Below are 22,801 nucleotides of genomic sequence, written 5' to 3' on the forward strand. Positions count from 1 at the left end.
CTCAGCCCTTCACGACGAAGAAATAGACCGTCATCGCCACGCCCACCAGGATCACGAACTTGCGCAGGACCGGCGGCGGGATGTGGCGGGCGACGGCGGCCCCGGCGTAGCCGCCGGCCATGGCGGCGACCAGCATGATCAGCGCCTCGTTCCAATAGACCGCGCCACCGAAGACGAAGGCCACCACCGCGACCGCGTTGAGGCAGCCGGAGACCAGCGCCTTCAGCCCGTTCATCGCGTGCAGGTCGGTCAGGCCGAAGACGCCCAGCGTCGCCAGGATCAGGATGCCGATCCCCCCGCCGAAATAGCCGCCGTAGATGGCGATGAAGAACTGCACGATCAGCACCGTGCCGTGGCCGACCTTGAAGTTGCGGCGGATGTAGGCCGACACTTTCGGGCCGAAGGCGAACAGCACCGTCGCGAACAGCAGCAGCCAGGGAATCACCGCCTCGAACACGCGCTGCGGCGTCCACAGCAGGAGCAGCGCGCCCAGCAGCCCGCCGACCAGGCTGACGCCGAGGAAGGCCGGCAGGCTGACCTCCTTGATCCGCCCCAGTTCCCGCCGGTAGCCGTAGGCGCTGGCCAGCGCGCCCGGCGACACCGCCACCGTGCTGGTCGCGTTGGCGTTCAGCGGCGGCACGCCGGCCATGATCAGCGCCGGAAAGGTCAGGAAGCTGCCGCCACCGGCCACGGCGTTGAGCACGCCCGCGAAGAAGGCGGAGACGATCAGCAGCAGGGTCAGCATGGGGCCACGGTCCGGCGGGTGGAAAAAACCCGCGGACTATGCCCTCTCGGCAAAGCTTACGGTACTGCGTTTTCGGCGGTGCGGTATTTCACGCACGGCCGGTGGGGTCTAGCGGGCCGGGGGAAGCGTACGCAGGTAGGCGACCAGGGCGCCCAGCTCGCCATCGCTCATGGACTTGTAATAGTGATAGCCCATGGGCGGGCTCAGCCGGTGGCCGTCGGGACGTACACCCTCGGTGATGGCCCGGCGGATCTCCGCGTCGGTCCAGCCGCCCAGCCCGTGCTCCTTGTCCTGCGTGATGTTGCGGGAGACGGCGTTGCCCCACGGACCGGCGAAGTTCCGCCCGCCGGCCCCCATGCGGGTCGTGTCGAGCCGCCCGTCCGGCAGCATCGGCGTGTGGCATTCCATGCAGTGGCCGAGCGGACCGGCCATGTACGCGCCGTACGTCACCGGGTCTGTACGCGGCACATCCGCCACCGACCCGACCGGTGGTCCGTAGGCGGCGGGCAGCGCCATGCGGTACTCGGACTTCGGGACAGAATGCCGCACCGGCGGCACGCTGCGCAGATAGGCGACGATGGCGCGCAGGTCGCCGTCCGACAGGCCGCGGTAGAAGCCGAAGGGCATCGGCGGCCCGATCAGGCTGCCGTCTGGCCTCTTGCCCTCGCGAATGGCGGTGACCAGCTGCTCGTCGGTCCAGCGCCCGATCCCCGTCTCCGGGTCCGGCGTGATGTTGGAGGCGTAGGCGGTGAAGGGCTCCTCGACGAAGGGCGTCCCGCCGGCCAGCTCCCGTCCCGCGACCGGACCGCCGGGTCCCTGCGGGGTGTGGCAGTTGCCGCAGGCGACGATGCCGTTGACCAGGGCACGCCCCCGCTCCACCGGTGATTCCGACGGCGTTTCGGCCCTAGCGGCCGCGATCATGGCGGTCGCGATCATGCCGGACAGCATCAGGCACGCGGCGACGCTGCCGCGGCGGACAAGCCGGACCATGGAGTTCTCCCCCTCACCGATGACGCAGAGGGCCACGCTACGCCGGCAATCGACCGTGGCCCAGGCGGATTGTTGAGTAGGCCGATCAGCAATTCGGCTTAGCCGCCATGGCTTTCGCGGCGGCGCGGGATGGGCTATGGTTTCCGCCCTTTTCAACCGGCCGATGCCGCTTGGCGAACGCCACTGGAGTGAGACCGATGTCCGCCCTGCTTGAGACCACCGACGCCTTGCACGATCAGATGCTCGCCCTCGGCCGCGCCGCCCGCGCCGCCGCGGCGGCGCTGGCGACCGTGCCAAGCCCGTCGAAGGATCAGGCCTTGCGGGCCGCGGCCGCCGCGATCCGCGCCCGCAAGGCGGAGATCCAGGCGGCCAACGACGCGGACGTCACCGCCGCCCGGGAGCGCGGCCTCGCCGGTCCCATGATCGAGCGTCTTGCCCTCAACGACGCCCGCATCGAGGCGATGGCCAAGGGGCTGGAGGACATCGCCGACTTCCCCGATCCCATCGGCGGCGTCATCGCCGAATGGACCCGTCCCAACGGGCTGGCCATCCAGCGCGTGCGCGTGCCACTGGGGGTGATCGGCATCATCTACGAGAGCCGCCCCAACGTCACCGCCGACGCCGGCGGCCTCTGCCTGAAATCGGGCAACGCGGCGATCCTGCGCGGCGGATCGGAGAGCATCCGCTCGTCCCGCGCCATCGCCGCCTGCCTGGCCGACGGCTTGCGCGCCGCCGGGCTGCCGGAGGCGGCGATCCAGCTCGTCCCGACCACGGACCGGGCGGCGGTCGGCCATATGCTGACCATGCGCGACTGCATCGACGTGATCGTCCCGCGCGGCGGCAAGTCGCTGATCCAGCGCATCGCCGAGGAGAGCCGCATCCCGGTCATCAAGCATCTGGACGGCAACAACACCGTCTACGTCGACGCCGGGGCCGACCCGGAGAAGGCGCGCAAGGTGGTGATGAACGCCAAGATGCGCCGCACCTCGATCTGCGGCGCCGCCGAGACGCTGCTGGTCGACCGCAAAATCGCCGACGCCATGCTGCCGGTGCTGGTGAAGGACCTGCTCGACGCCGGCTGCGCCGTCCGTGGCGACCCCGCCGCCCAGGCGGTCGATCCGCGCGTGACGGCGGTGACGGCGGAGGATTGGGACACCGAGTATCTCGACGCCATCATCGCCTGCGGCGTGGTGGACGGGGTGGACGGGGCGATCGAGCACATCAACCGCCACGGCTCCCACCACACCGACGCCATCGTGACCGAGGACGCGGCGGCGGCGGAGCGCTTCCTGCAGCGCATCGACAGCGGCATCGTGCTATGGAACGCCAGCACCCAGTTCGCCGACGGCGGCGAGTTCGGCATGGGTGCGGAGATCGGCATCTCCACCGACAAGTTCCACGCCCGCGGCCCGGTGGGGGCGGAGCAGCTGACCAGCTACAAGTATGTCGTGCGCGGCGATGGTCAGACGCGGCCGTGAAATTCAAGTCCCTGGAGCTTACGTCTGCCCCCTCCCCCGACCCTCCCCCGCCTTCGGCGAGGGAGGGGGATTGATTCCCTCCCCTGCGCAGCGGGGGAGGGTTAGGGAGGGGGCAAGCATGTCGCCACCCCCCCACCGCTACGCCGGCCCGCTCCACGCCGGCCTGCGCGTCGGGCTGCTCGGCGGGTCCTTCAACCCGGCCCACGCCGGGCACCGGCACATCAGCCTGTACGCGCTGAAGGCGCTGGGCCTCGATCAGGTGTGGTGGCTGGTCAGCCCGCAGAACCCGCTGAAGCCGGTGCGCGGCATGGCGCCGCTGGCCGAGCGGCTGGAAGAGGCCCGGCGCACCGCCCGCCATCCGGCCATCCGGGTCACCGCCATCGAGCGGGAGCTTGGCACCCGCTACACCGCCGACACGCTGGCCAAGCTCACGCTCCGCTTCCCCAAAACGCGCTTCGTCTGGCTGATGGGGGCGGACAATCTTCGGCAAATCCCCCGCTGGCGGCATTGGACGCGCATCTTCCGGCTGGTGCCGGTTGCAGTTCTCGCCCGTCCAACTTATTCTATAGGGGCGCTTGGTGGCATAGCCGCTCAGCGCTATGCCCGTCGCCGGGTGAGCATGCACAAGGCCAAGGGGTTGGCCGGTTCGAAAACACCGGCCTGGATTTTCCTCCGCAACCCGCTGCATCCGGCTTCGGCGACGGCGATCCGCCGGGCACGCGCCAGCGGGTCGTGACCCTGTATCGCGAGGTAGGTACCATCAACACGTTCATCGAACCGGCCGCGCCCGTTGTGCGGCCCGCGCCCGTTCCCGTTCCCCAGCCGGACGAACTGAAGGCGCTCGTCGAGAAGTCCCTGGACGACGATCAGGCCGAAGACGTCGTCGTCATCGACCTTGCCGGCAAGACCAGCATCGCCGACTACATGATCGTGGCGTCGGGCCGCAACACCCGGCACATCGCCGCCATGGCCATGAAGCTGGCCGACCGCATGAAGCAGGCCGGTCTGCGCGGCGTCGAGGTCGAGGGCCTGAACCAGTGCGACTGGGTTCTGGTCGACGCCGGGGACGTCATCATCCACCTGTTCCGCCCGGAAGTCCGGACCTTCTACAACATCGAGAAGATGTGGGGTCTGGAGACGCCGCGGCCCTCCGCCGAGCGCATGAGCGCCTGACGGACACCATTCAGGACGGGTGACGAACGGGAGTCGGACCGATGCGTCTGTGGCTTGCCGCGGTTGGGCGGTCACGGACCGGTCCGGCGCGCGACCTGTATGACGAGTACGCCGGCCGCCTGTCCTGGCCGCTGACTCTGCGCGAGGTCGAGGTGAAGAAGCGCCTCGCCTCCGACGAGTTGAAGCGGCAGGAGGCGGAGCTGCTTTTGGCCGCCATCCCCGCCGGGGCCATCGTCGTGGCGCTGGACGAGCGCGGCAAGACCATCACCAGCGAAGCCTTCGCCGCGAAGATCGGCGGCTGGCGGGACCAGGGGGCGGGCGACATCGCCTTTCTCATCGGCGGGGCCGACGGCCACGGCGACGCCGTGCGGGCGCGCGCCGATTTCCTTTTGGCCTTGGGCGCCATGACATGGCCGCATATGCTGGTGCGAGGCATGTTGGCGGAGCAAATCTACCGTGCCCAGCAAATTCTGGCCGGACACCCCTATCACCGTGCATGACTCCCATTGTGCGCGTGCGCAGGCATGCCATTTTCTGATCCGGCCCAAGGCGATGCGCGCGTAAAAGGCATCAGCCACAAGAAACCGCGTCAGACAGTTCGACCGAGACCCGCAACCCGACCGTGACAGGCGTATGAGGACCGTGATGACCGAGACCAATCGTCCCCGACCCGTAGTGCTGTGCATCCTGGATGGCTGGGGCTACCGCGAGGAACGCGAGGACAACGCCATCGCCCAGGGCAACACGCCCAACTGGGACCGGCTGTGGTCGTCGGAGCCGCGCGCCTTCCTGGAGGCCAGCGAGGAGGAGGTCGGGTTGCCCAAGGGCCAGATGGGCAACTCCGAGGTCGGTCACATGAATTTGGGCGCCGGCCGCGTCGTCCGCCAGGATCTGGTGATGATCGACCACGCCATCGTCGAGGGCGAGCTGGAGCGCAACGTCGCGCTGAACGACCTCGCCAAGACGCTGCTGGCCTCGGGCGGGCGCTGCCACATCCTGGGCCTGCTGTCGCCGGGCGGCGTCCATTCGCACCAGGACCACATCGCGGCGCTGGCCGGTGTGCTGGCCCATGAAGGCGTCCCGGTCGAGATCCACGCCTTCACCGACGGCCGCGACGTGCCGCCGCAGAGCGCCAAGGACCAGATGGCCGAGTTCATGGCCGACGTCCACGCCCTGCCCGGCGTCAATGTGGCCACGGTCAGCGGTCGCTACTATGCCATGGACCGCGACAAGCGCTGGGACCGCGTCGCCAAGGCCTACGCCGCGTTGGTCAGCGCCGAGGGCTTGACGGCGGCCGACCCGATCCAGGCGATCGAGCAGAGCTACGCCGCCGGCACTCACGACGAGTTCATCCTGCCGACCGTCATCGACGGCTACGCCGGCATGAAGGACGGCGACGCCATCCTGATGGCGAACTTCCGCGCCGACCGCGCCCGCGAGATCCTGGCCGCCTTCGTCGACCCGGCCTTCGACGGGTTCGAGCGCGCCTCGGTCCCGAAGCTGGCCGCCGCCGTCGGTATGGTCGAGTACTCGTCCACACTCGCCAAGCTGATGACGACCATCTTTCCGCCGAAATCCTTGACCAAGGTGCTGGGCGAAGTGGTCAGCGAGGCCGGATTGACCCAGTTGCGCATCGCCGAGACGGAAAAGTACCCGCACGTCACCTTCTTCTTCAACGGTGGCGAGGAGCGCGTGTACCCCGGCGAGGACCGCATCCTGGTGCCGTCGCCGAAGGTCGCCACCTACGATCTCCAGCCGGAGATGTCCGCCGCCGAGGTGACCGACAAGGTCGTCGCCGCCGTGGACAGCGGGAAGTACGATCTGGTGGTCATCAACTACGCCAACCCCGACATGGTCGGCCACAGCGGCATCCTGTCCGCCGCCATCAAGGCGGTCGAGGCGGTGGACGTCAGCCTGGGCCGGCTGGAGGCCGCAGTGCGCGCCCAGGGCGGCGTGATGCTGGTCACCGCCGACCACGGCAACTGCGAGCTGATGAGGGACCCGCAGACCAACGGCCCGCACACCGCCCACACGCTGGACAAGGTGCCGCTGGTGCTGGTGAACGGCCCCGCCGGGGTGTCGGCGATCCGCAGCGGGCGTCTGGCCGACATCGCCCCGACGCTGCTCGATCTGATGAAGCTGCCGCAGCCGGCGGAGATGACCGGCAAGAGCCTGATCGACCGCGCCAGCGCGCGGGCCGCCGCGGAATAAGGCGGAATCGGAGCATGGGCGCAGGGCGCGATCATCCGGCGGGTGTTGCTCTGCTCCCCCTCCCCGTCTCCCGTCCGCAAGGCGCCGGGCGGGAGCGGGCGTTTTCCTGGCGGCCGGCCCTGCTGACCGCCACCCTTCTCGTCCTCTCCACCGCCGCCGCGGCGCAGACCGAGTCCCCCGGCCAGACGCTGAAGCGGGTGGAGCAGGATCTCCAGTCGGACAAGGCCCTGCAACGGCAGCTCGACCGCCAGTCCCAGACGCTCCAGAAGGAATTGGACGAGCTGCGCGACCGGCTGGTTGGCCTCGCCGACCAGGAGCGGGCGCAGGAGGACGAACTCGCCCATCTCGAAGAGTCCCTGACCGCCCTGGAGACGCAGGAGCGCAATCAGGCCGAGAAGCTGGAGGGCGAACGGCAGCAGATCGCCGCCCTGCTCGCCGCCCTGCAGCGCGTCGCCCGCATCCCGCCGGAAGCGGCGCTGGCCCGCCCGGACGGGCCGGTGGACACGCTGCGCTCCGCCCTGCTGCTGCGCGACACGGTGCCGGCCCTGCGCGCCCGCGCCGACGCGCTGGCCCAGGCGCTGACCCGGCTGGCCGAGACGCGCGAGACGCTGCAGGCCCAGCGCACCCGCACCTACGCCGCCCGCCTCACACTGATCGACCGCCAGAAGGAGATCGGCCAGCTCGTCGCCCGGCGCGAGGAGCTGTCGCGCCAGACCGAGGAGGAACGGCAGCAGGTCGCCCAGCGCACCGCCCGACTGACCGGTCAGGCCGCCGACCTGCGCCAGCTGATGGACCGCATCGAGGCCGAACGCCGCGCCGCCGCCGCCATGGCGGCCAAGCGCGAGGCCGAGCGGCTGGAGGCGGAGCGCCGCGACGCCGAACGCCGCCTCGCCGAGCAGAAGGCCGCGGAGCAGAGGGCGGCCGAGCAGAAGCTCGCGGAACAGAAAGCGGCGGAACAACGGCAGGCCGAGCAGAAGCTCGCGGAGCAGAGGGCCGCAGACCAGAGGGCCAGGGCCGAGACGGAAACCGCCCGCGCCGCGCCCAGCCCGCCCGCCGGGGAACGCCTGCCGGTGGGCGGCCGGGTGACCGTCCGCTACGGCGAGGCCGACCGCTACGGCGCGACCAGCCGGGGCGTCACCATCCAGGCCCGCGCCGGCTCGACGGTGGTGTCGCCGCAGGCCGGAACGATCGTCTTCGCCGGGCCGTTCCGCGGCTATGGCCAAATCTTGATCGTGGAACACAGCCACGGATATCATAGTCTCATCGCTGGATTTGGCCGCATCGACACGGCCGTCGGACGGCGCGTGGCCACGGGGGAACCCATCGGCCTGATGCCCGCCGACGGGTCACCCGATCTTTACTTCGAGCTTCGACGTCACGGACAGCCGATCAATCCACAGCGCGGTTTCGGCGCCCCGGAGGGGAAAGGACAAGGGTAGATGAGGATAGTCAAGCGTGCCGCCACCGCCGCGGCCCTGGTGTTTCTGGGGGCCGGCGTCGCCACCGTCACCGCGCAGGTGAACAGCACCGGCAACAGTTCCGAGACCTACCGCCAGCTCAACCTGTTCGGCGACGTCTTCGAGCGCGTGCGCGCCGAGTATGTCGAGTCGACGACGGACGAGCAGCTGATCGAGTCCGCCATCAACGGAATGCTCACCTCGCTCGACCCGCATTCCAGCTATCTGAACCGCAAGAGCTTCCAGGACATGCAGGTTCAGACCCGCGGCGAGTTCGGCGGGCTGGGCATCGAGGTGACGATGGAGAACGGCCTGATCAAGGTCGTGTCGCCCATCGACGAGACCCCGGCCTTCCGCGCCGGGCTGCAGCCGGGCGACCTGATCATCCAGCTCAACGGCGAGGCCGTGATGGGCCTGTCGCTGAACGAGGCGGTGGAGAAGATGCGCGGCCCGGTGGGCAGCGACATCAAGGTCACCGTGCGCCGCGGCGAAGCCGGCGAACCGTTCGAGGTCACGCTGACCCGCGCCGTCATCAAGGTGCAGTCGGTCCGCTACCGCACCGAGGGCGACATCGGCTACGTCCGCATCACCAGCTTCAACGAGCAGACGCAGCAGGGGCTGGAGAAGGCCATCGCCTCGATCCAGCAGCAGTTGGGCGACAAGCTGAAGGGCTACGTCCTCGACCTGCGCAACAACCCCGGCGGCCTGCTCGACCAAGCGGTCTCGGTCTCCGACACCTTCCTGGAGAAGGGGGAGATCGTCTCCACCCGCGGCCGCAAGGCCGAGGAGGGCACGCGCTACAACGCCAAGCCCGGCGACCTCGCCAAGGGCCTGCCGATCGTGGTGCTGGTCAACGGCGGCTCGGCCTCGGCCTCGGAAATCGTCGCCGGCGCGCTGCAGGACCACAAGCGGGCGCTCGTCCTCGGCACCCAGTCCTTCGGCAAAGGGTCGGTCCAGACGATCATCCCGCTGCCCGGCCACGGCGCCATGCGCCTGACCACGGCGCGCTACTACACGCCGTCGGGCAAGTCGATCCAGGCCCTGGGCATCACCCCGGACATCGAGGTGCACCCGGCCCGCGTCGAGGAGACCGACCAGGGTCTGATCCGCCGCCGCGAGAGCGACCTGCGCGGCGCGCTGCGCAACCCGGACGCCCCCCGTCCGGCGACCACCCAGCCGGCCCCGGCGCCGGGCGCCAGCAACGCTCCGGCCCCCGGTGCGGCTCCAGGCGCGGCCCCCGCGCCGGGTGCGACGCCGGCTCCCGCCAACGGCAACGCCCCGGCGGCGCCGTCCGCGGAGAATGGCGAGGGCGCGCCCAACCAGCCGCCCTTCGACTACCAGCTGGCCCGCGCGCTCGACCTGCTGCGGGGCGTCGCCCTGTTCCAGGCCCGCGCGCACTGAGAGGAGGGACCGGGTCCGTGAACGCTGCCGCCCTGCTGGGCCGCCTGAAGCCCGCGAAACGGGAACGTTCCGGACCCGGCCTGCTGGCCCGCCTCCGGCGCCGCAAGGCCGGTGGCGATTCCGACGACGCGCCGCGCGCGCAAGGAGCGCCGCCCGCTGTCGCCCCTCGCCAAACGGCTGCTCGGCGCCTACGCCGTGCTGGCCCTCGGGCTGGGCGGGCTGGCCGGCTGGCTGGTGATGAACGCAGAGCACACCACCGAGGCGTGGCGGGCCGCCATTCCCAGCGTCGAGGTGGCGGTGAAGGGCGCCCAGCCCCCGGCCGTGCCGGCGGCACCGCCCGCCACGGCGGCGGCGGTTCCCGTCCAGCCCGCACCCGCCACGCCCACAGCGGCGCCCGCCCCGCCGCCCGCCGCCGCGGCTCCCCCGCCGCCGCTTGCCGTGACCGTGAACGAGCCGGTCACCTTGACCCCAGCGCCGGTCCCCGGCCTGGTCGAGGACTCGCGCAACGGGCCGCTGCCGCGCATCGCCGAAGACGGGCGCAAGCCCTGGCAGGTCTACGCCCGCCCCTTCCCTGCCGCCGACCGGCGCCCGCGCATCGCCATCGTGCTGGCCGAGATGGGCATCTCCGGCGTGACCACCGGCAACGCCCTGCAGAAGCTGCCGCCGACCATCACGCTGGCCTTCGTCCCCTACGCCGAGCGGCTGGACAACTGGGTCGAGCGCGCCCGCAGCAAGGGGCACGAGGTGATGCTCTCCATCCCCATGGAGCCGCAGGACTATCCGCGCAACGACCCGGGCCCCAACGCCCTGCTCAGCATGCTGCCGCCCGAGCGCAACATGGAGCGGCTGGAATGGTCGCTGGGCAAGGCCGTCGGCTATGTCGGCATCACCAGCACCACGGGCAGCAAATTCACCGCCAACCCTGACGCGGTGACGCCGGTCGTCGCGGCGATGAAGGCGCGCGGCCTGATGGTGCTGGACGCCCGCGCCAACCCGCGCAGCGTCGCCGGCACCCTGGCGGGCGAGGCGGGGGTGCCGCGGGCCTTCGCCGACCGGGTGATCGACCGCGACCTGTCGCGCGGCGCCATCGACGACCAGCTCGCCGAGCTGGAGACCATCGCCAAAGCCAACGGGGCCGCGGTGGGAATCGGCGCGCCCTATCCCAGCACCATCGAACGGATCAACCTGTGGCTCACCGGACTGGCCGACCGTGGCATCGCCATCGTGCCGGTCTCCGCCGTGGCCAACATGCAGAAGCAATAAGGCGCATGAGCAAGAAGCCCATCGACCGCGAAGCCCTCCCCTACCGCCCCTGCGTGGGCGTGATGCTGCTGAACGACCGCGGGCAGGTCTTCGTGGCCCGGCGCTGCGACAGCAAGGACGCCTGGCAGATGCCCCAGGGCGGCATCGACGAGGGCGAGGGCGTGCATGAGGCCGCCTTGCGCGAGCTGAAGGAAGAGATCGGCACCGACAAGGCCGAGATCCTCGGCGAGACGGCGGAAAAACTGCGCTACGACCTGCCCGACCATCTGATCGGCAAGGTCTGGAAGGGCCGTTGGCGCGGTCAGGAGCAGGTCTGGCTGGCCGCCCGCTTCACCGGCACGGACGCCGACATCGACCTCGCCACGGAGCACCCGGAGTTCGACGCCTGGAAATGGGTCGACTCTGACGACTTGGCCGGCCTGATCGTGCCCTTCAAGCGCCCGGTCTACGAATCGGTCCTGGCGGAGTTCGCCCCGATCATTGCGGCGCTGCGGCGGGGCTGATTTTAGAAGAATTGCATTTGAAGTCCCCTCTCCCCTCCGCTCTCGCGCAAACTTCGTTTGCGCTGACGCGACAGGCGGACCTTCGGTCCGCCGAAAGCGGGGAGAGGGTTAGGGTGAGGGGGTTGCGCTTGTGCCGGACGTACCGCCTCGCGCATCCCCCTCACCGCCCGCTTCGCGGGCACCCTCTCCCCAGAGGGGAGAGGGCTACAGTTGAGGCCCGACCGTTCAGGCCACCTTGGCCAGCCGCTTGGCGCGGCTCTCGATCAGCCACCAGGCGCCGCGCGCGGCGACGCTGTAAAAGCGGGTGTGCGGCTTCAGCCCGCAGGCCTTGAAGACCATCGCCACCGCGCGGTCGACGTGCTTGGGCCGGTAGCGGCCGTAGGCGCGGCGCATGTAGGCCTGATTGTAGGTCTTGTGCGCGTAGGGCTCGCCCTCCGGCGCGTTGGCCGCGTAGTAGGCGTAGGCCAGTTCGTCGTCCTCCGACTCGCCGATCCGCGACAGCGCGACCTTGAGGCGCTGGAACTTGTTGAGCTGCTCCAGCTCCAGATACTTCTTCGTGTAGGTGTAGAAGAGCTTGAAGTGGCGCAGCTCGTCGGCGGCGATGTTCTTGCAGATCAGCTTGAGGACCGGTTCGTCCGTCGAGTCGCCGATGGCCGCGTAATAGCTGCTGGTGCCGGTCTCGACCATGCAGCGGGCGATCATCTCGCCGGTGCGCGAGCCGCGGACCGAGGCGTCGAGGTCGATCGGCACCTTGTAGCCGGCGCGGAACCGCTCGACGGCCCGGTCGAAGTCGAAGGTCGGATCGACCAGCTCCGCCCACTTGCCGAGCGCGCGGCCGTGCTGGACCTCCTCGACCGCCCAGCCGTGGGCGACCTCCTGGAACTCGGGATCGTCGTGGAAGACGTTGCAGAGATAGGCCGTGTAGTCGTCGGCGTTGAACTCCACCAGGGCCGCCGCCTTGATGAGCGGAACGAGATCGGGATCGACCTTGCTGTGGTCCAGCTGATCCCAGGGAAGCTCTTCGTATTTCCAGTGCAACGCCACACTCCACTCCCGCTGCGGCCGCCGTTCCGGGCCGGTTGTTCCACGCTCTGACGGAGAATAGGACGATAAAAACAAAAACGCCTCGACGGACGGGCCGGGAGGCGTTCGATCCCCTAGGGGACACTATGTATGGCTGCGATGGCGCAATGCAACGGAAACGGCCCAGCCGGCGGTCGCCGCCGGGCCGCGGCCGCTGTCAGTGCGTGGTGGTCGCGCCGGTCGCGTCGAGCTTGGCGCGGGCGATGGCGATCTTCGCCTCCACGCGGGCCTTCTCGTCGTCGGACTTGGCGTCTTCCAGATCCTCGCCCAGGTCGCGGATCTGCTGCTCGACCTTGGCGCGGTCGATCTCGGCGACCGCGATGGCCTCCTCGGCCAGGACGGTGCAGCGGGTCTCGGTCACCTCGGCGAAGCCGCCGGCGACGAACACCCGGTCGACCACGCGGTCGGCCTCGTAGACGTCGATCACGCCCGGACGGACGGTCGAAATCATCGGCGAGTGGCCGGCGAGGACGCCGAAGTCACCTTCCGAACCCGGCACCACGACCATGTCGACGGGCTGCGAGGTCAGCAGCTTCTCCGGAGAGACCAGCTCGAATTCGACTTTATCGGCCATGGGTTTCCTGGTGCCTCTTCATAAGAACCCCCTCCCCCGCGCGGGCGGAGGAGAGGGTTAGCCTCGTTACCGAACCTCAGCCGACCCTGATCAGGCGGCTTCGGCGGCCAGCTTCTTCGCCTTGGCGATGGCTTCGTCGATGGTGCCGACCATGTAGAAGGCCGCTTCCGGCAGGTGGTCGTAGTCGCCGTTCACGATGCCCTTGAAGCCCTTGATGGTGTCTTCCAGGCTGACGAGCACGCCCGGGGTGCCGGTGAACACCTCGGCGACGTGGAACGGCTGCGACAGGAAGCGCTGGATCTTGCGGGCGCGGGCCACGACCAGCTTGTCCTCTTCCGACAACTCGTCCATGCCCAGGATCGCGATGATGTCCTGCAGCGACTTGTAGGTCTGCAGAACGCGCTGCACCGAACGGGCGACGGTGTAGTGCTCCTCACCGACGACGCGCGGGTCCAGGATGCGGCTGGTCGAGTCCAGCGGGTCCACCGCCGGGAAGATCGCCATTTCGGCGATCGAACGCGACAGCACCGTGGTGGCGTCCAGGTGGGCGAAGGAGGTGGCCGGGGCCGGGTCGGTCAGATCGTCGGCGGGCACGTAAATGGCCTGCACCGAGGTGATCGACCCCTTCTTCGTGGAGGTGATGCGCTCCTGCAGGGCGCCCATGTCGGTGGCCAGCGTCGGCTGGTAACCCACCGCCGACGGGATGCGGCCCAGCAGAGCCGACACTTCCGAACCGGCCTGCGTGAAGCGGAAGATGTTGTCCACGAAGAACAGCACGTCCTGGCCTTCCTCGTCGCGGAAGTATTCCGCGAGGGTCAGGCCGGACAGGGCGACGCGGGCGCGGGCGCCCGGCGGCTCGTTCATCTGGCCGTACACCAGGGCCACCTTGGAGCCCGGGCCGTCGAGCTTGATGACGCCCAACTCGATCATCTCGTGGTAGAGGTCGTTGCCCTCACGGGTGCGCTCGCCCACGCCCGCGAACACCGACACGCCGCCGTGCGCCTTCGCGACGTTGTTGATCAGCTCCATGATGGTCACGGTCTTGCCCACGCCGGCGCCGCCGAACAGACCGATCTTGCCGCCCTTGGCGTAGGGAGCCAGCAAGTCGATGACCTTGATGCCGGTGATCAGCACTTCGGCGTCCGTCGACTGCTCGACGAAGTCCGGGGCCGCACGGTGGATCGGCAGGGTGCGCTCGGCGCCGACGTCGCCGCGCTCGTCGATCGGCTCACCGATCACGTTGATGATGCGGCCGAGGGTGGCCGGGCCGACCGGCACGGCGATCGGGGCGCCGGTGTCCGTCACTTCGGCGCCGCGGACCAGGCCGTCGGTGCTGTCCATGGCGATGGCGCGGACGGTGCTCTCGCCGAGGTGCTGGGCAACCTCGAGCACGAGGACCTTGCCGTCGTTCTGGGTGTGCAGAGCGTTCAGAATGGCCGGCAGCTCGCCGTCGAACTGGACGTCGACAACGGCGCCCGTGACCTGCGTGATCTTGCCGACGGCGTTCGTCGCCTGGGTGGTGGTGGCCATGGAGTAAAGCTCCCTCGGAACTCGATAATTGTCGGATGTGCCGTCGTATCGACCGCGAACGCTGCGCCGTTAAACCGCCTCGGCGCCGGAGATGATCTCGATCAGCTCCTTGGTGATGTAGGCCTGGCGCGTGCGGTTGTAGGTGATCGTCAGCTTGTTGATCATGTCGCCGGCGTTGCGCGTCGCGTTGTCCATCGCGGTCATGCGGGCGCCCTGTTCGGACGCGGCGCTTTCCAGGAGGGCGCGATAAACCTGGATCGACAGGTTGCGCGGCAGCAGCTCGGCGAGGATCTGCTCCTCGTCGGGCTCGAACTCGTAGATCGCCTTGACCTCGGCGCCCGCGGCGTCCTCGTCCGCCTGCGCCTCGACGGCGAAGGGAACGAGCTGCTGGACGGTCACGATCTGGGAGATCGCCGACTTGAACTTGTTGAAGATCACCGAGCAGACGTCGAACTCGCCGGCGTCGTACATCGCCAGGACCTTCTGCGCGACGACATCGGCGTCGGCGAAGGACAGCTTGCGGCGACCCACATCCTCGTAGGTCTCGACGATCAGCGAGCCGAACTCGCGGCGCAGCTGGTCGCGGGCCTTGCGGCCGACGGTGAGCAGCTTGACCGTCTTGCCTTCCGACTGGAGGCGCAGGATCTGGCGGCGGGACTCACGGACGATGGCGCCGTTGAAGGCGCCGCACAGGCCGCGGTCGGAGCTGATGATGACGAGGAGATGCACCTGATCGGAACCGGTGCCGGTCATCAGCTTCGGGCCGTTGCCCGAGTCCTGCACGTTGGCCGCGAGAGAGGCCAGCATGCGGCCCATGCGCTCGGCGTAGGGACGACCGGCTTCCGCCTGCTCCTGCGCGCGGCGGAGCTTGGAGGCGGCGACCATCTTCATCGCCGAGGTGATCTTCCGCGTCGATTGGACGCTGGCGATCCGGTTCTTTAGGTCCTTGAGGTTAGGCATGCCGGCCCTTCATTCCGCTCGGGGTCGTTCGGGTTGACGGACGGGGCGCAGGAACTGCGCCCCCGCCGTCGATCAGACGAACACCTTGGAGAAGTTGTCGAGGAAGGCCTTCAGGCGCTCCTCGGTCGCAGAGGTGATCTGCTTCTCGTTGCGGATCGTCGCCAGGATGTCGGCCCCCTTGGAGCGGACCTCGGCGAGGAACTTCTGCTCGAAGCGGTTGACGTCCTCGACCTTGATCTTGTCGAGATAGCCCTTCACGCCCGAGAAGATCGACACGACCTGCTCTTCGACCGGCAGCGGCTGGAACTGCGGCTGCTTCAGCAGCTCGGTCAGACGGGCGCCGCGGGCCAGCAGGCGCTGGGTGGCGGCGTCGAGGTCCGAGGCGAACTGCGCGAAGGCGGCCATCTCGCGGTACTGGGCCAGCTCCATCTTGATGGTGCCGGCGACCTGCTTCATCGCCTTGATCTGGGCGGCGGAGCCGACGCGCGACACCGACAGGCCGACGTTGATGGCCGGACGGATGCCCTTATAGAACAGGCCCGTCTCGAGGAAGATCTGGCCGTCGGTGATCGAGATCACGTTCGTCGGGATGTAGGCCGACACGTCGCCGGCCTGCGTCTCGATGACCGGCAGGGCGGTTAGCGAGCCGTTGCCGTGGGCGTCGCCCATCTTGGCGGCGCGCTCGAGCAGGCGGCTGTGGAGGTAGAACACGTCGCCCGGGTAGGCTTCGCGGCCCGGCGGACGGCGGAGCAGCAGCGACATCTGACGGTAGGCGACGGCCTGCTTGGACAGGTCATCGTACACGATCAGGGCGTGCATGCCGTTGTCGCGGAAGTACTCGCCCATCGTGCAGCCGGTGTACGGCGCCAGGAACTGCAGCGGGGCCGGCTCCGACGCGGTGGCCGCGACGACGATCGAGTATTCCAGGGCGCCGGCGTCTTCCAGGGTCTTGACGATCTGGGCGACGGTGGAGCGCTTCTGACCGACGGCGACGTAGATGCAGTAGAGCTTCTTGCTCTCGTCGTCGCCCTGGTTGATCGGCTTCTGGTTCAGGAAGGTGTCGATGACGACGGCGGTCTTGCCGGTCTGGCGGTCACCGATGATCAGCTCGCGCTGGCCGCGGCCGATCGGAACCAGGCTGTCGACGGCCTTCAGGCCGGTCTGCATCGGCTCGTGCACCGACTTGCGCGGGATGATGCCGGGGGCCTTGACCTCGACGCGGGTGCGGGTGACGTCCACCAGCGGGCCCTTGCCGTCGATCGGGTTGCCCAGGCCGTCCACGACGCGGCCCAGCAGACCCTTGCCGACCGGCACGTCCACGATGGTGCCCGTGCGCTTGACGGTGTCGCCTTCCTTGATCTCGCTGTCGGTGCCGAAGATCACGACGCCGACGTTGTCGGTCTCGAGGTTCAGCGCCATGCCCTTGATGCCACCGGGGAACTCGACCATCTCGCCGGCGCGCACGTTGTCCAGGCCGTGCACGCGGGCGACGCCGTCACCCACGGAGAGGACCTGACCGACCTCGGCGACATCCGCCTCGGTCCCGAAATTCGCGATCTGCTGCTTGAGGATCGCAGAGATTTCTGCGGCGCGGATATCCATCAGACTGATCCCCCTGAGGCCTTCATGGCGAGTTGCAATTTGTTCAGCTTCGTGCGCACCGAGGTGTCGACCATGCGCGAGCCGAACTTAACGATCATGCCCCCGATCAGCGCGGGATCGACCGTGGTGTTGATCAACACCTTGGAGCCGATCGACGCCTTCAGCGCGTCGGTGACCGCGGCCAGCTGAGCGTCGCTCAGCGGCTGGGCCGAGGTGACCTGGGCGGTCACTTCGCCACGACGGCGGGCCAGTTCGGCGAGATAGCCTTCGATCATGCCTTCCAGCGCGAACAGGCGGCGGTTCTTGGCCACCAGCCCGATGAAGCGCTTGGTCAGATCGGACACTTCGGCGCGGTCCAGAACCGCGGCCATCGCCCGGCCTTGGTCGGCGCGGCTGATCACGGGACTGCGGACGAGGCGGCGAAGGTCGGCGCTCTCAGCCAGGATTTGCTTCAGCGCAACCAGATCGCTCGCGACCTGATCCAACGCTTTGTTCTCGTCCGCAAGCTCGAACAGCGCGATGGAGTAGCGCGTAGCGAGTTCGGAAACGCCTGTACCTTCGATTGCCACCTGATCCCTCGAATTGAGTTCGGTAGACGGTGAATTTTCAGGGCCTTAAATAGGGCAAAGCCCACATCGCGGCGGCCCAGCCCGCGAAAGCGAGCGGTCCAATATCACAGGATTAGGCCCTGCGCAACGGGGTCTGGACAATTTGCACGCGGCTTGCGTGCGGCGTTTTGCGCCCCTGCGGCGTGGGGTCCGTTCTTGGCGACGGCGGCTGGAAATGGGCATACCACTTCACAACCGCAACGGATCACCTTGGCATCTGAAGGACCTGCCCTCCCGGAGGCCGGCCCCGGAGGCCGATTTCCGGTGCCCGCCGCGCGGCGGTCCGGAGCCCCGCCAGAGACCAGACTGTGACCTAACGCCCCGCTTAACACCCGTTTAACCATTCGCGCGCACGGTCGCCTCACAGCCCGTCTGACAGGACAAACCCAGGCCAATCATGACCGTCGTCGCCTTTTCCTGCGCCCGCTTCACGCCCGCCGACCTCAACGAGTTCGAGGCGGTGGCCGAGCCGAAGCTGCGCCTTGGCCATTGGGCCGGGGTCATCCGCGAAACGGGCCGGGAGCATGACCGGCTCCTCGTCCTCCTGCCCGGCGTGGACCGTCCCGTCTTCCGCTTCGAGCGCGACGGGCGCGGGCGCTACAGCCTGTCCTTCAACGACCGCTCCGGCTGGTACGGCATCGGCTCGGGCGGCAGCGCGTCCGAATGCCTGTCGATCTGGCGCCCCCGGCCGCGGGCCGACCGGTCCGTCTCGGTGCTCTGAGCCTCTTTTTCACCCTTCGGAAAAGTTCGATTCGGCCGCCGCCGGCCCGCTGGATCGCCTGCCGGATCGCCCTCCGATGAAGCCGGTCAGCGATACACGCCGACCGACAGCAGGTAGGGCTCGCCGCCCAGAACGACGCGCCGCACGATCATCGTCTTCGGCGCGATCTGGCCGGACAGCGGGTCCGTCCATTTGTAGCTGACGGCGCCCGACTCCCGCTCCGCCACGATGTCCAGCGCCTCCCGGATGAAGGGCTTGCCGTCGACGTCCTTCAGGTCCTTGAGGTTCGAGCCGTTGAGCGACGGCGTCCAGCCGTGGGCCACCATCACGCCGTCGCGGTCGATCAGCATCGGGTAGAGGTCGCGGTCGATCAGCGCGCCGTCCCGCTGGGCGAAGGCGTCCGGGGCGGCGTCGGCGCCATGCTGGCGCAGATAGCCGCTGGTCTTGTCGAGCAGCGCCTTGGCGTCCGATTCCGTCCCCCGGGTCTGGGCGGGCACGCCCGCCGCCAGCGCGATGATCGCCAGCAACGCGAGAACCGGGAGAACCGTCAGCAAGGTGGGGAGGTGGAAACGACCGCGCAGCCTGGACATGAGATCGCTCGGCGAAAGATGACTTCCATACTCTGGTAATACCATGACCCGCCGCTCGCAACGGACCAAACGTCACAGGTGCCTTGCGGAGCGCGCAGGGACAATCGGTCGCAGCCCCCCTTTACAGGAGTGCGATATTTCTTAACGGGCACCGCACCTCTACAGGAAGCTGTAGGGATCGACGTCCACTTGCACGCGCACATTGGGCGGAATATCCACCTGCTCCAGCCAATGCGCGATCAGCGGTTGCACCTGGACGGTGCGTGGCGCCTTCAGCAGCAGGCGCCGCCGGTGCCGCCCCCGCAGCAGGGCGAGCGGCGCCGGGGCGGGGCCCAGCACGGCGACGGTGTCGCTGCGCGGCGCGGCGCGGCCCAGCGCGATGGACAGCTTCTCCACCGCCGCCGCGTCCTCCCCCGACACGATCAGGGCGGCCAGCCGTCCGAAGGGCGGCATCCCGGCCTCCAGCCGCATCTCCGCCTCCAGCTGGTAGAAGCCGTCACGGTCCCCGGCGGCCAGCGCCTGCATCACCGGATGCTCGGGCATGTAGGTCTGCAGCATCACCCGCCCCGGCCGCTCGCCGCGCCCGGCGCGCCCGGCCACCTGATGGAGGAGCTGGTAGGTCCGCTCCCCCGCCCGCAGATCGCCGCCAGCCAGCCCGAGGTCGGCGTCCACCACCCCGACCAGGGTCAGCATGGGGAAATGGTGCCCCTTCGCCATCACCTGGGTGCCGATCAGGATGTCCAGCTCATGGTCGGCGATCCGGCGGACCATCTCCTGGATGGCGCGGGGGCCGAACAGCGTGTCGGACGCCATGATGGCGGCGCGGGCGTCGGGGAACAGCTCCGCCACCTCCTCGGCGATGCGCTCCACGCCGGGACCGCAGGCGGCCAGCGTCCCCTCCTCGCCGCATTCCGGGCAGGTCGGGGAGAGCGGTTGCGACAGGCCGCAATGGTGGCACTGGAGCTTGCGGGCCAGCCGGTGCTCGACCAGCCACGCCGTGCAGTTGGGGCATTGCAGCCGGTGCCCGCAGGCCCGGCACAGGGTCAGCGGGGCGTAGCCGCGGCGGTTGAGGAACAGCATCACCTGCTCCTTCTCCGCCAGCGTCTGCTCGATGGCCTTCTTGAGCGACGGAGCCAGCCAGTGGCGGGCCGGCGGCCGGTCCTTGCGCAGGTCCACCAGTTCGACGTCGGGCAGCACCGCCCCGCCGTGGCGGCCCGGCAGCTCGATGCGGGCGTAGCGGTTGCTGTCGGCGTTGACCTTGGTCTCCAGCGACGGCGTGGCGGAGACCAGCACGGTGGGGATGCCGCCGAGATGCGCCCGCGCGACGGCCATGTCGCGGGCGTGGTAGATCGACCCCTCCTCCTGCTTGTAGGCGGAGTCGTGCTCCTCGTCGATGATGATGACGCCGAGCGCCTTGTAGGGCAGGAACAGGGCGGAGCGGGCGCCGACCACCACCGGCACCTCGCCGTTGGCCACCGCCCTCCAGGTGTCGCGGCGCTGCGCCCCGGTCAGCTCGGAGTGCCATTCCGCCGGCGGCGCGCCGAAGCGGCGGGCGAAGCGATCCAGCCACTGCGCCGACAGGGCGATTTCCGGGAGCAGCACCAGCGCCTGCTTGCCCGCCTTCAGGGCGGCGGCGATCGCCTCGTAATAGACCTCGGTCTTGCCGGAGCCGGTGACCCCGTCGAGCAGCACGGTGGAATAGACGCCGGACTCCACGCGGGCGCGCAGGTCCGCCGCCGCCGCCTCCTGGTCGGCGGACAGGGTGGGGCCGGGACGGTGGCAGTCGGGCCGCCCGAGCTTGGTCGGCTGGAGCAGCACCGGCTCCAGCAGCCCGGCCTCGGCCAGCCCGCGCACCACGGTGACGCCGCAGCCGGCCTCCTCCGCCAGTTCCGCCGGGGTGCGCGGCGGGCCGTCGTCCAGCAGGGCCAGCACGCGCCGCCGCGGCTCGGTCATCTTGAAGCCGGGCGGCGGCTCCGCGTCGGGCTTGCGCAGATAGGCGAGCGTCGCCTTCGCCGGCTCCAGCGCCGAGGGCACGCTGATCGCCATGCGCAACACATGGCCCGGCGGCGTCATGGTGTAGGCGGCGACCCACTCCACGAACTTGCGCTCGACCTCCGGCATCGGCGGCACGTCGAAGCGGCGGACCACCGGCTTCAGCCGCGCGGCCTCGACAACTCCGGCACCGTCGCCCCACACCACCCCCAGCACGCGGCGCGGCCCGAGCGGAACCTCCACATAGTCGCCGGGGACGAGGGTCATCCCGGCGGGCACGCGGTAGTCGTAGGCCTCGCGCAGCGGCAGCGGCAGGAGCACGCGGACGCGCGGGTCCGCGTCCGCCGGCACCGTGCCCGGCAGAAGAGCCTGCGCCGGCCCCCCTCCGGAGGTGGTCCCGGAAGCGGTTCCGGGGTTGGCCCCGGATCTGGCGGAATTTTCACGCATCGGCTAGAGTGCCCCCTGGCCGCGACGCCGGGCAGCGAATCCCGGGAAACAGGGCACGGTCTTCCTCAGCAAGTATGGATTCCAGGTCATGAAGTTCTTCGTTGACACCGCCGACATCGCCGAGATCCGCGATCTGGCCGACACGGGCCTGCTGGACGGTGTTACCACCAACCCCTCCCTCGTCGCCAAGACCGGTCGCAGCTTCCTCGACCTCGTGGCCGAAATTTGTGATGTGGTGGACGGCCCGGTCAGCGCCGAGGTGGCCTCCACCGACTTCGAGACCATGCTGGCGGAAGGGAAGAAGCTTGCCAAGATCGCCGACAACGTCACGGTCAAGGTTCCGCTGACCCCGGCCGGCCTGAAGACCTGCAAGGCGCTGTCCTCCGAAGGCACGATGGTCAACGTCACGCTGTGCTTCTCCCCGGCCCAGGCGATCCTGGCCGCCAAGGCCGGCGCCAGCTTCGTGTCGCCCTTCGTCGGCCGCCTGGACGACATCGGGCAGGACGGCATGGGCCTGATCGCCGACATCGTGGAGATTTACAGCAACTACGACTACTTCAAGACCGAAGTGCTGGTCGCCTCGATCCGCAACCCGATCCACATCGTCGACTCCGCCCGCCTGGGCGCCCACGTCGTCACCGCCCCGCCGTCGGTCCTGAAGCAGCTCTTCAACCATCCGCTGACCGACAAGGGCCTCGCCCAGTTCGTCGCCGATTGGCAGAAGACCGGCCAGTCCATCCTCTGAGGACGGCGGCATGGGCCGGGAACCGGGACACACCCCCCAGAGGAAGGACGCGCCGACCGCCGAGGACGTGTGCGCCTACCTGCGGGACCATCCCGACTTCCTGGTCCATCACGGCGAGCTGGTCCACCATCTGACCCCGCCGTCGCAGGACCGCGGGCGCGGGGTGGTGGACCTGCAGGCCTACATGCTCGAACGTCTGCGCGGCGAGGTCCGCCTGCTGAAGGACCAGCAGCGCGATCTGATCGGCACCTCGCGCGCCAACATGAACAGCCAGAACCGCATCCACGCGGCGGTGCTGTTCCTCCTCGACGCGCAGAGCTTCGAACAGCTCATCCAGACCATCACCACCGATCTGGCGGTGCTCCTGGACCTGGACGTCGCCTGCCTGATCGTCGAATCGAACGGCCACGACACCCCGCATGTCCAGACCTCCGGCGTGCGGGTGGTCGAGCCGGGGACCGTCGACCGCTGGCTGGGCAAGGCCGACGTGGCGCTGAACGCCGACATCCAGGGCGATCCGGAGCTGTACGGCCCCGGCGCCGGGCTGGTGCGGTCGGAAATCCTGATCCGCCTCCAGGTCTCCAGCGAGACGCCGGACGGCATGCTGGCCTTCGGCAGCCGCGAGCCCGACACCTTCCACGGCAGCCAGGGCACCGAGCTGGTCGGCTTCCTCGCCCGCGTGGTCGAGCGGGTGATCCGCGGCTGGCTCGAACTCCCGGCCTGACCCG

Annotated in this window: 22 protein-coding genes; 12 read left to right on the plus strand and 10 right to left on the minus strand. The window is 69.2% G+C overall.

Annotation, left to right across the window (positions count from 1 at the left end):
* Position 1 precedes the first annotated feature (1 nt).
* Positions 2–745: a sulfite exporter TauE/SafE family protein gene (locus tag ACWPN5_RS15160; protein WP_492296114.1), complete on the minus strand. Its 744-nt coding sequence runs from the start codon at positions 743–745 to the stop codon at positions 2–4.
* Positions 746–853: 108 nt separating this feature from the next.
* Positions 854–1,735 carry a c-type cytochrome gene (locus ACWPN5_RS15165; protein ID WP_200480052.1) on the minus strand — a complete coding sequence of 294 codons (882 nt, stop codon included), beginning with the start codon at positions 1,733–1,735 and terminating at the stop codon, positions 854–856.
* Between the two features lie 197 nt (positions 1,736–1,932).
* On the opposite strand from ACWPN5_RS15165, the gene ACWPN5_RS15170 reads away from it, so the two are divergent.
* The 9 genes from ACWPN5_RS15170 (at position 1,933) to ACWPN5_RS15210 (ending at position 11,221) form a co-directional block, all read left to right on the plus strand.
* The gene (locus ACWPN5_RS15170; RefSeq protein ID WP_492296117.1) at positions 1,933–3,213 is read left to right on the plus strand and encodes a glutamate-5-semialdehyde dehydrogenase; all 1,281 of its coding nucleotides are present in this window, start codon (positions 1,933–1,935) and stop codon (positions 3,211–3,213) included.
* A 118-nt stretch (positions 3,214–3,331) separates the two neighbouring features.
* A complete protein-coding gene (locus tag ACWPN5_RS15175) occupies positions 3,332–3,949 on the plus strand; it encodes a nicotinate-nucleotide adenylyltransferase (protein WP_200479799.1) in 618 nt (205 codons plus the stop codon).
* 56 nt (positions 3,950–4,005) lie between these two features.
* A complete protein-coding gene (gene rsfS / locus ACWPN5_RS15180) occupies positions 4,006–4,386 on the plus strand; it encodes a ribosome silencing factor (protein WP_051658054.1) in 381 nt (126 codons plus the stop codon).
* 41 nt (positions 4,387–4,427) lie between these two features.
* On the plus strand, positions 4,428–4,886 hold the full coding sequence (rlmH, locus tag ACWPN5_RS15185; RefSeq protein ID WP_014239449.1) for a 23S rRNA (pseudouridine(1915)-N(3))-methyltransferase RlmH: 459 nt from the start codon (positions 4,428–4,430) through the stop codon (positions 4,884–4,886).
* A 145-nt stretch (positions 4,887–5,031) separates the two neighbouring features.
* Complete coding sequence (gene gpmI / locus ACWPN5_RS15190) at positions 5,032–6,597, plus strand: 2,3-bisphosphoglycerate-independent phosphoglycerate mutase (protein WP_200479798.1); 1,566 nt, start codon at positions 5,032–5,034, stop codon at positions 6,595–6,597.
* Positions 6,598–6,611: 14 nt separating this feature from the next.
* Positions 6,612–8,036, plus strand: a complete 1,425-nt coding sequence (locus tag ACWPN5_RS15195; protein ID WP_492296120.1) for a murein hydrolase activator EnvC family protein — start codon at positions 6,612–6,614, stop codon at positions 8,034–8,036.
* Positions 8,037–9,455 carry a S41 family peptidase gene (locus ACWPN5_RS15200; protein WP_492296122.1) on the plus strand — a complete coding sequence of 473 codons (1,419 nt, stop codon included), beginning with the start codon at positions 8,037–8,039 and terminating at the stop codon, positions 9,453–9,455.
* A gap of 111 nt (positions 9,456–9,566) precedes the next feature.
* Positions 9,567–10,718 (plus strand): divergent polysaccharide deacetylase family protein, encoded by a 1,152-nt coding sequence (locus ACWPN5_RS15205; protein WP_492296124.1) that lies wholly within the window; start codon positions 9,567–9,569, stop codon positions 10,716–10,718.
* A 5-nt stretch (positions 10,719–10,723) separates the two neighbouring features.
* Positions 10,724–11,221 (plus strand): RNA pyrophosphohydrolase, encoded by a 498-nt coding sequence (locus tag ACWPN5_RS15210; RefSeq protein WP_145681417.1) that lies wholly within the window; start codon positions 10,724–10,726, stop codon positions 11,219–11,221.
* A gap of 225 nt (positions 11,222–11,446) precedes the next feature.
* Here ACWPN5_RS15210 and ACWPN5_RS15215 read toward each other — a convergent pair whose 3' ends face one another.
* From ACWPN5_RS15215 to ACWPN5_RS15240, 6 genes are all read right to left on the minus strand, one after another.
* Positions 11,447–12,265, minus strand: coding sequence for an acyl-ACP desaturase (locus ACWPN5_RS15215; RefSeq protein ID WP_145681416.1), 819 nt, complete (start codon positions 12,263–12,265; stop codon positions 11,447–11,449).
* Positions 12,266–12,461: 196 nt separating this feature from the next.
* Positions 12,462–12,878 carry a F0F1 ATP synthase subunit epsilon gene (locus ACWPN5_RS15220; protein WP_145681415.1) on the minus strand — a complete coding sequence of 139 codons (417 nt, stop codon included), beginning with the start codon at positions 12,876–12,878 and terminating at the stop codon, positions 12,462–12,464.
* Between the two features lie 90 nt (positions 12,879–12,968).
* A complete protein-coding gene (gene atpD / locus ACWPN5_RS15225) occupies positions 12,969–14,408 on the minus strand; it encodes a F0F1 ATP synthase subunit beta (protein WP_492296127.1) in 1,440 nt (479 codons plus the stop codon).
* A 69-nt stretch (positions 14,409–14,477) separates the two neighbouring features.
* Complete coding sequence (locus tag ACWPN5_RS15230; protein ID WP_038526240.1) at positions 14,478–15,368, minus strand: F0F1 ATP synthase subunit gamma; 891 nt, start codon at positions 15,366–15,368, stop codon at positions 14,478–14,480.
* A gap of 72 nt (positions 15,369–15,440) precedes the next feature.
* On the minus strand, positions 15,441–16,970 hold the full coding sequence (gene atpA, locus ACWPN5_RS15235) for a F0F1 ATP synthase subunit alpha (protein ID WP_035671446.1): 1,530 nt from the start codon (positions 16,968–16,970) through the stop codon (positions 15,441–15,443).
* Positions 16,970–17,539 carry a F0F1 ATP synthase subunit delta gene (locus ACWPN5_RS15240; RefSeq protein WP_038526237.1) on the minus strand — a complete coding sequence of 190 codons (570 nt, stop codon included), beginning with the start codon at positions 17,537–17,539 and terminating at the stop codon, positions 16,970–16,972. Before ACWPN5_RS15240 ends, atpA begins: the two co-directional genes overlap by 1 nt.
* Before the next feature lie 436 nt (positions 17,540–17,975).
* Here ACWPN5_RS15240 and ACWPN5_RS15245 point away from each other — a divergent pair, with 436 nt between their 5' ends.
* Positions 17,976–18,299, plus strand: a complete 324-nt coding sequence (locus ACWPN5_RS15245) for a hypothetical protein (protein ID WP_014239437.1) — start codon at positions 17,976–17,978, stop codon at positions 18,297–18,299.
* A gap of 86 nt (positions 18,300–18,385) precedes the next feature.
* On the opposite strand, the gene ACWPN5_RS15250 is transcribed toward ACWPN5_RS15245, so the two are convergent.
* On the minus strand, positions 18,386–18,889 hold the full coding sequence (locus ACWPN5_RS15250) for a cache domain-containing protein (RefSeq protein ID WP_247888154.1): 504 nt from the start codon (positions 18,887–18,889) through the stop codon (positions 18,386–18,388).
* A gap of 159 nt (positions 18,890–19,048) precedes the next feature.
* Positions 19,049–21,328 carry a primosomal protein N' gene (locus ACWPN5_RS15255; protein ID WP_247888887.1) on the minus strand — a complete coding sequence of 760 codons (2,280 nt, stop codon included), beginning with the start codon at positions 21,326–21,328 and terminating at the stop codon, positions 19,049–19,051.
* 88 nt (positions 21,329–21,416) lie between these two features.
* Between ACWPN5_RS15255 and fsa the strand changes: the two genes are divergently transcribed.
* Together fsa and ACWPN5_RS15265 are read left to right on the plus strand one after the other, a co-directional pair.
* Positions 21,417–22,073: a fructose-6-phosphate aldolase gene (fsa, locus tag ACWPN5_RS15260; protein WP_014239434.1), complete on the plus strand. Its 657-nt coding sequence runs from the start codon at positions 21,417–21,419 to the stop codon at positions 22,071–22,073.
* A gap of 10 nt (positions 22,074–22,083) precedes the next feature.
* The gene (locus ACWPN5_RS15265; RefSeq protein ID WP_145681412.1) at positions 22,084–22,797 is read left to right on the plus strand and encodes a DUF484 family protein; all 714 of its coding nucleotides are present in this window, start codon (positions 22,084–22,086) and stop codon (positions 22,795–22,797) included.
* Positions 22,798–22,801: the final 4 nt, after the last annotated feature.

The sequence above is a fragment of the Azospirillum sp. UENF 211521 genome (assembly GCF_058780535.1).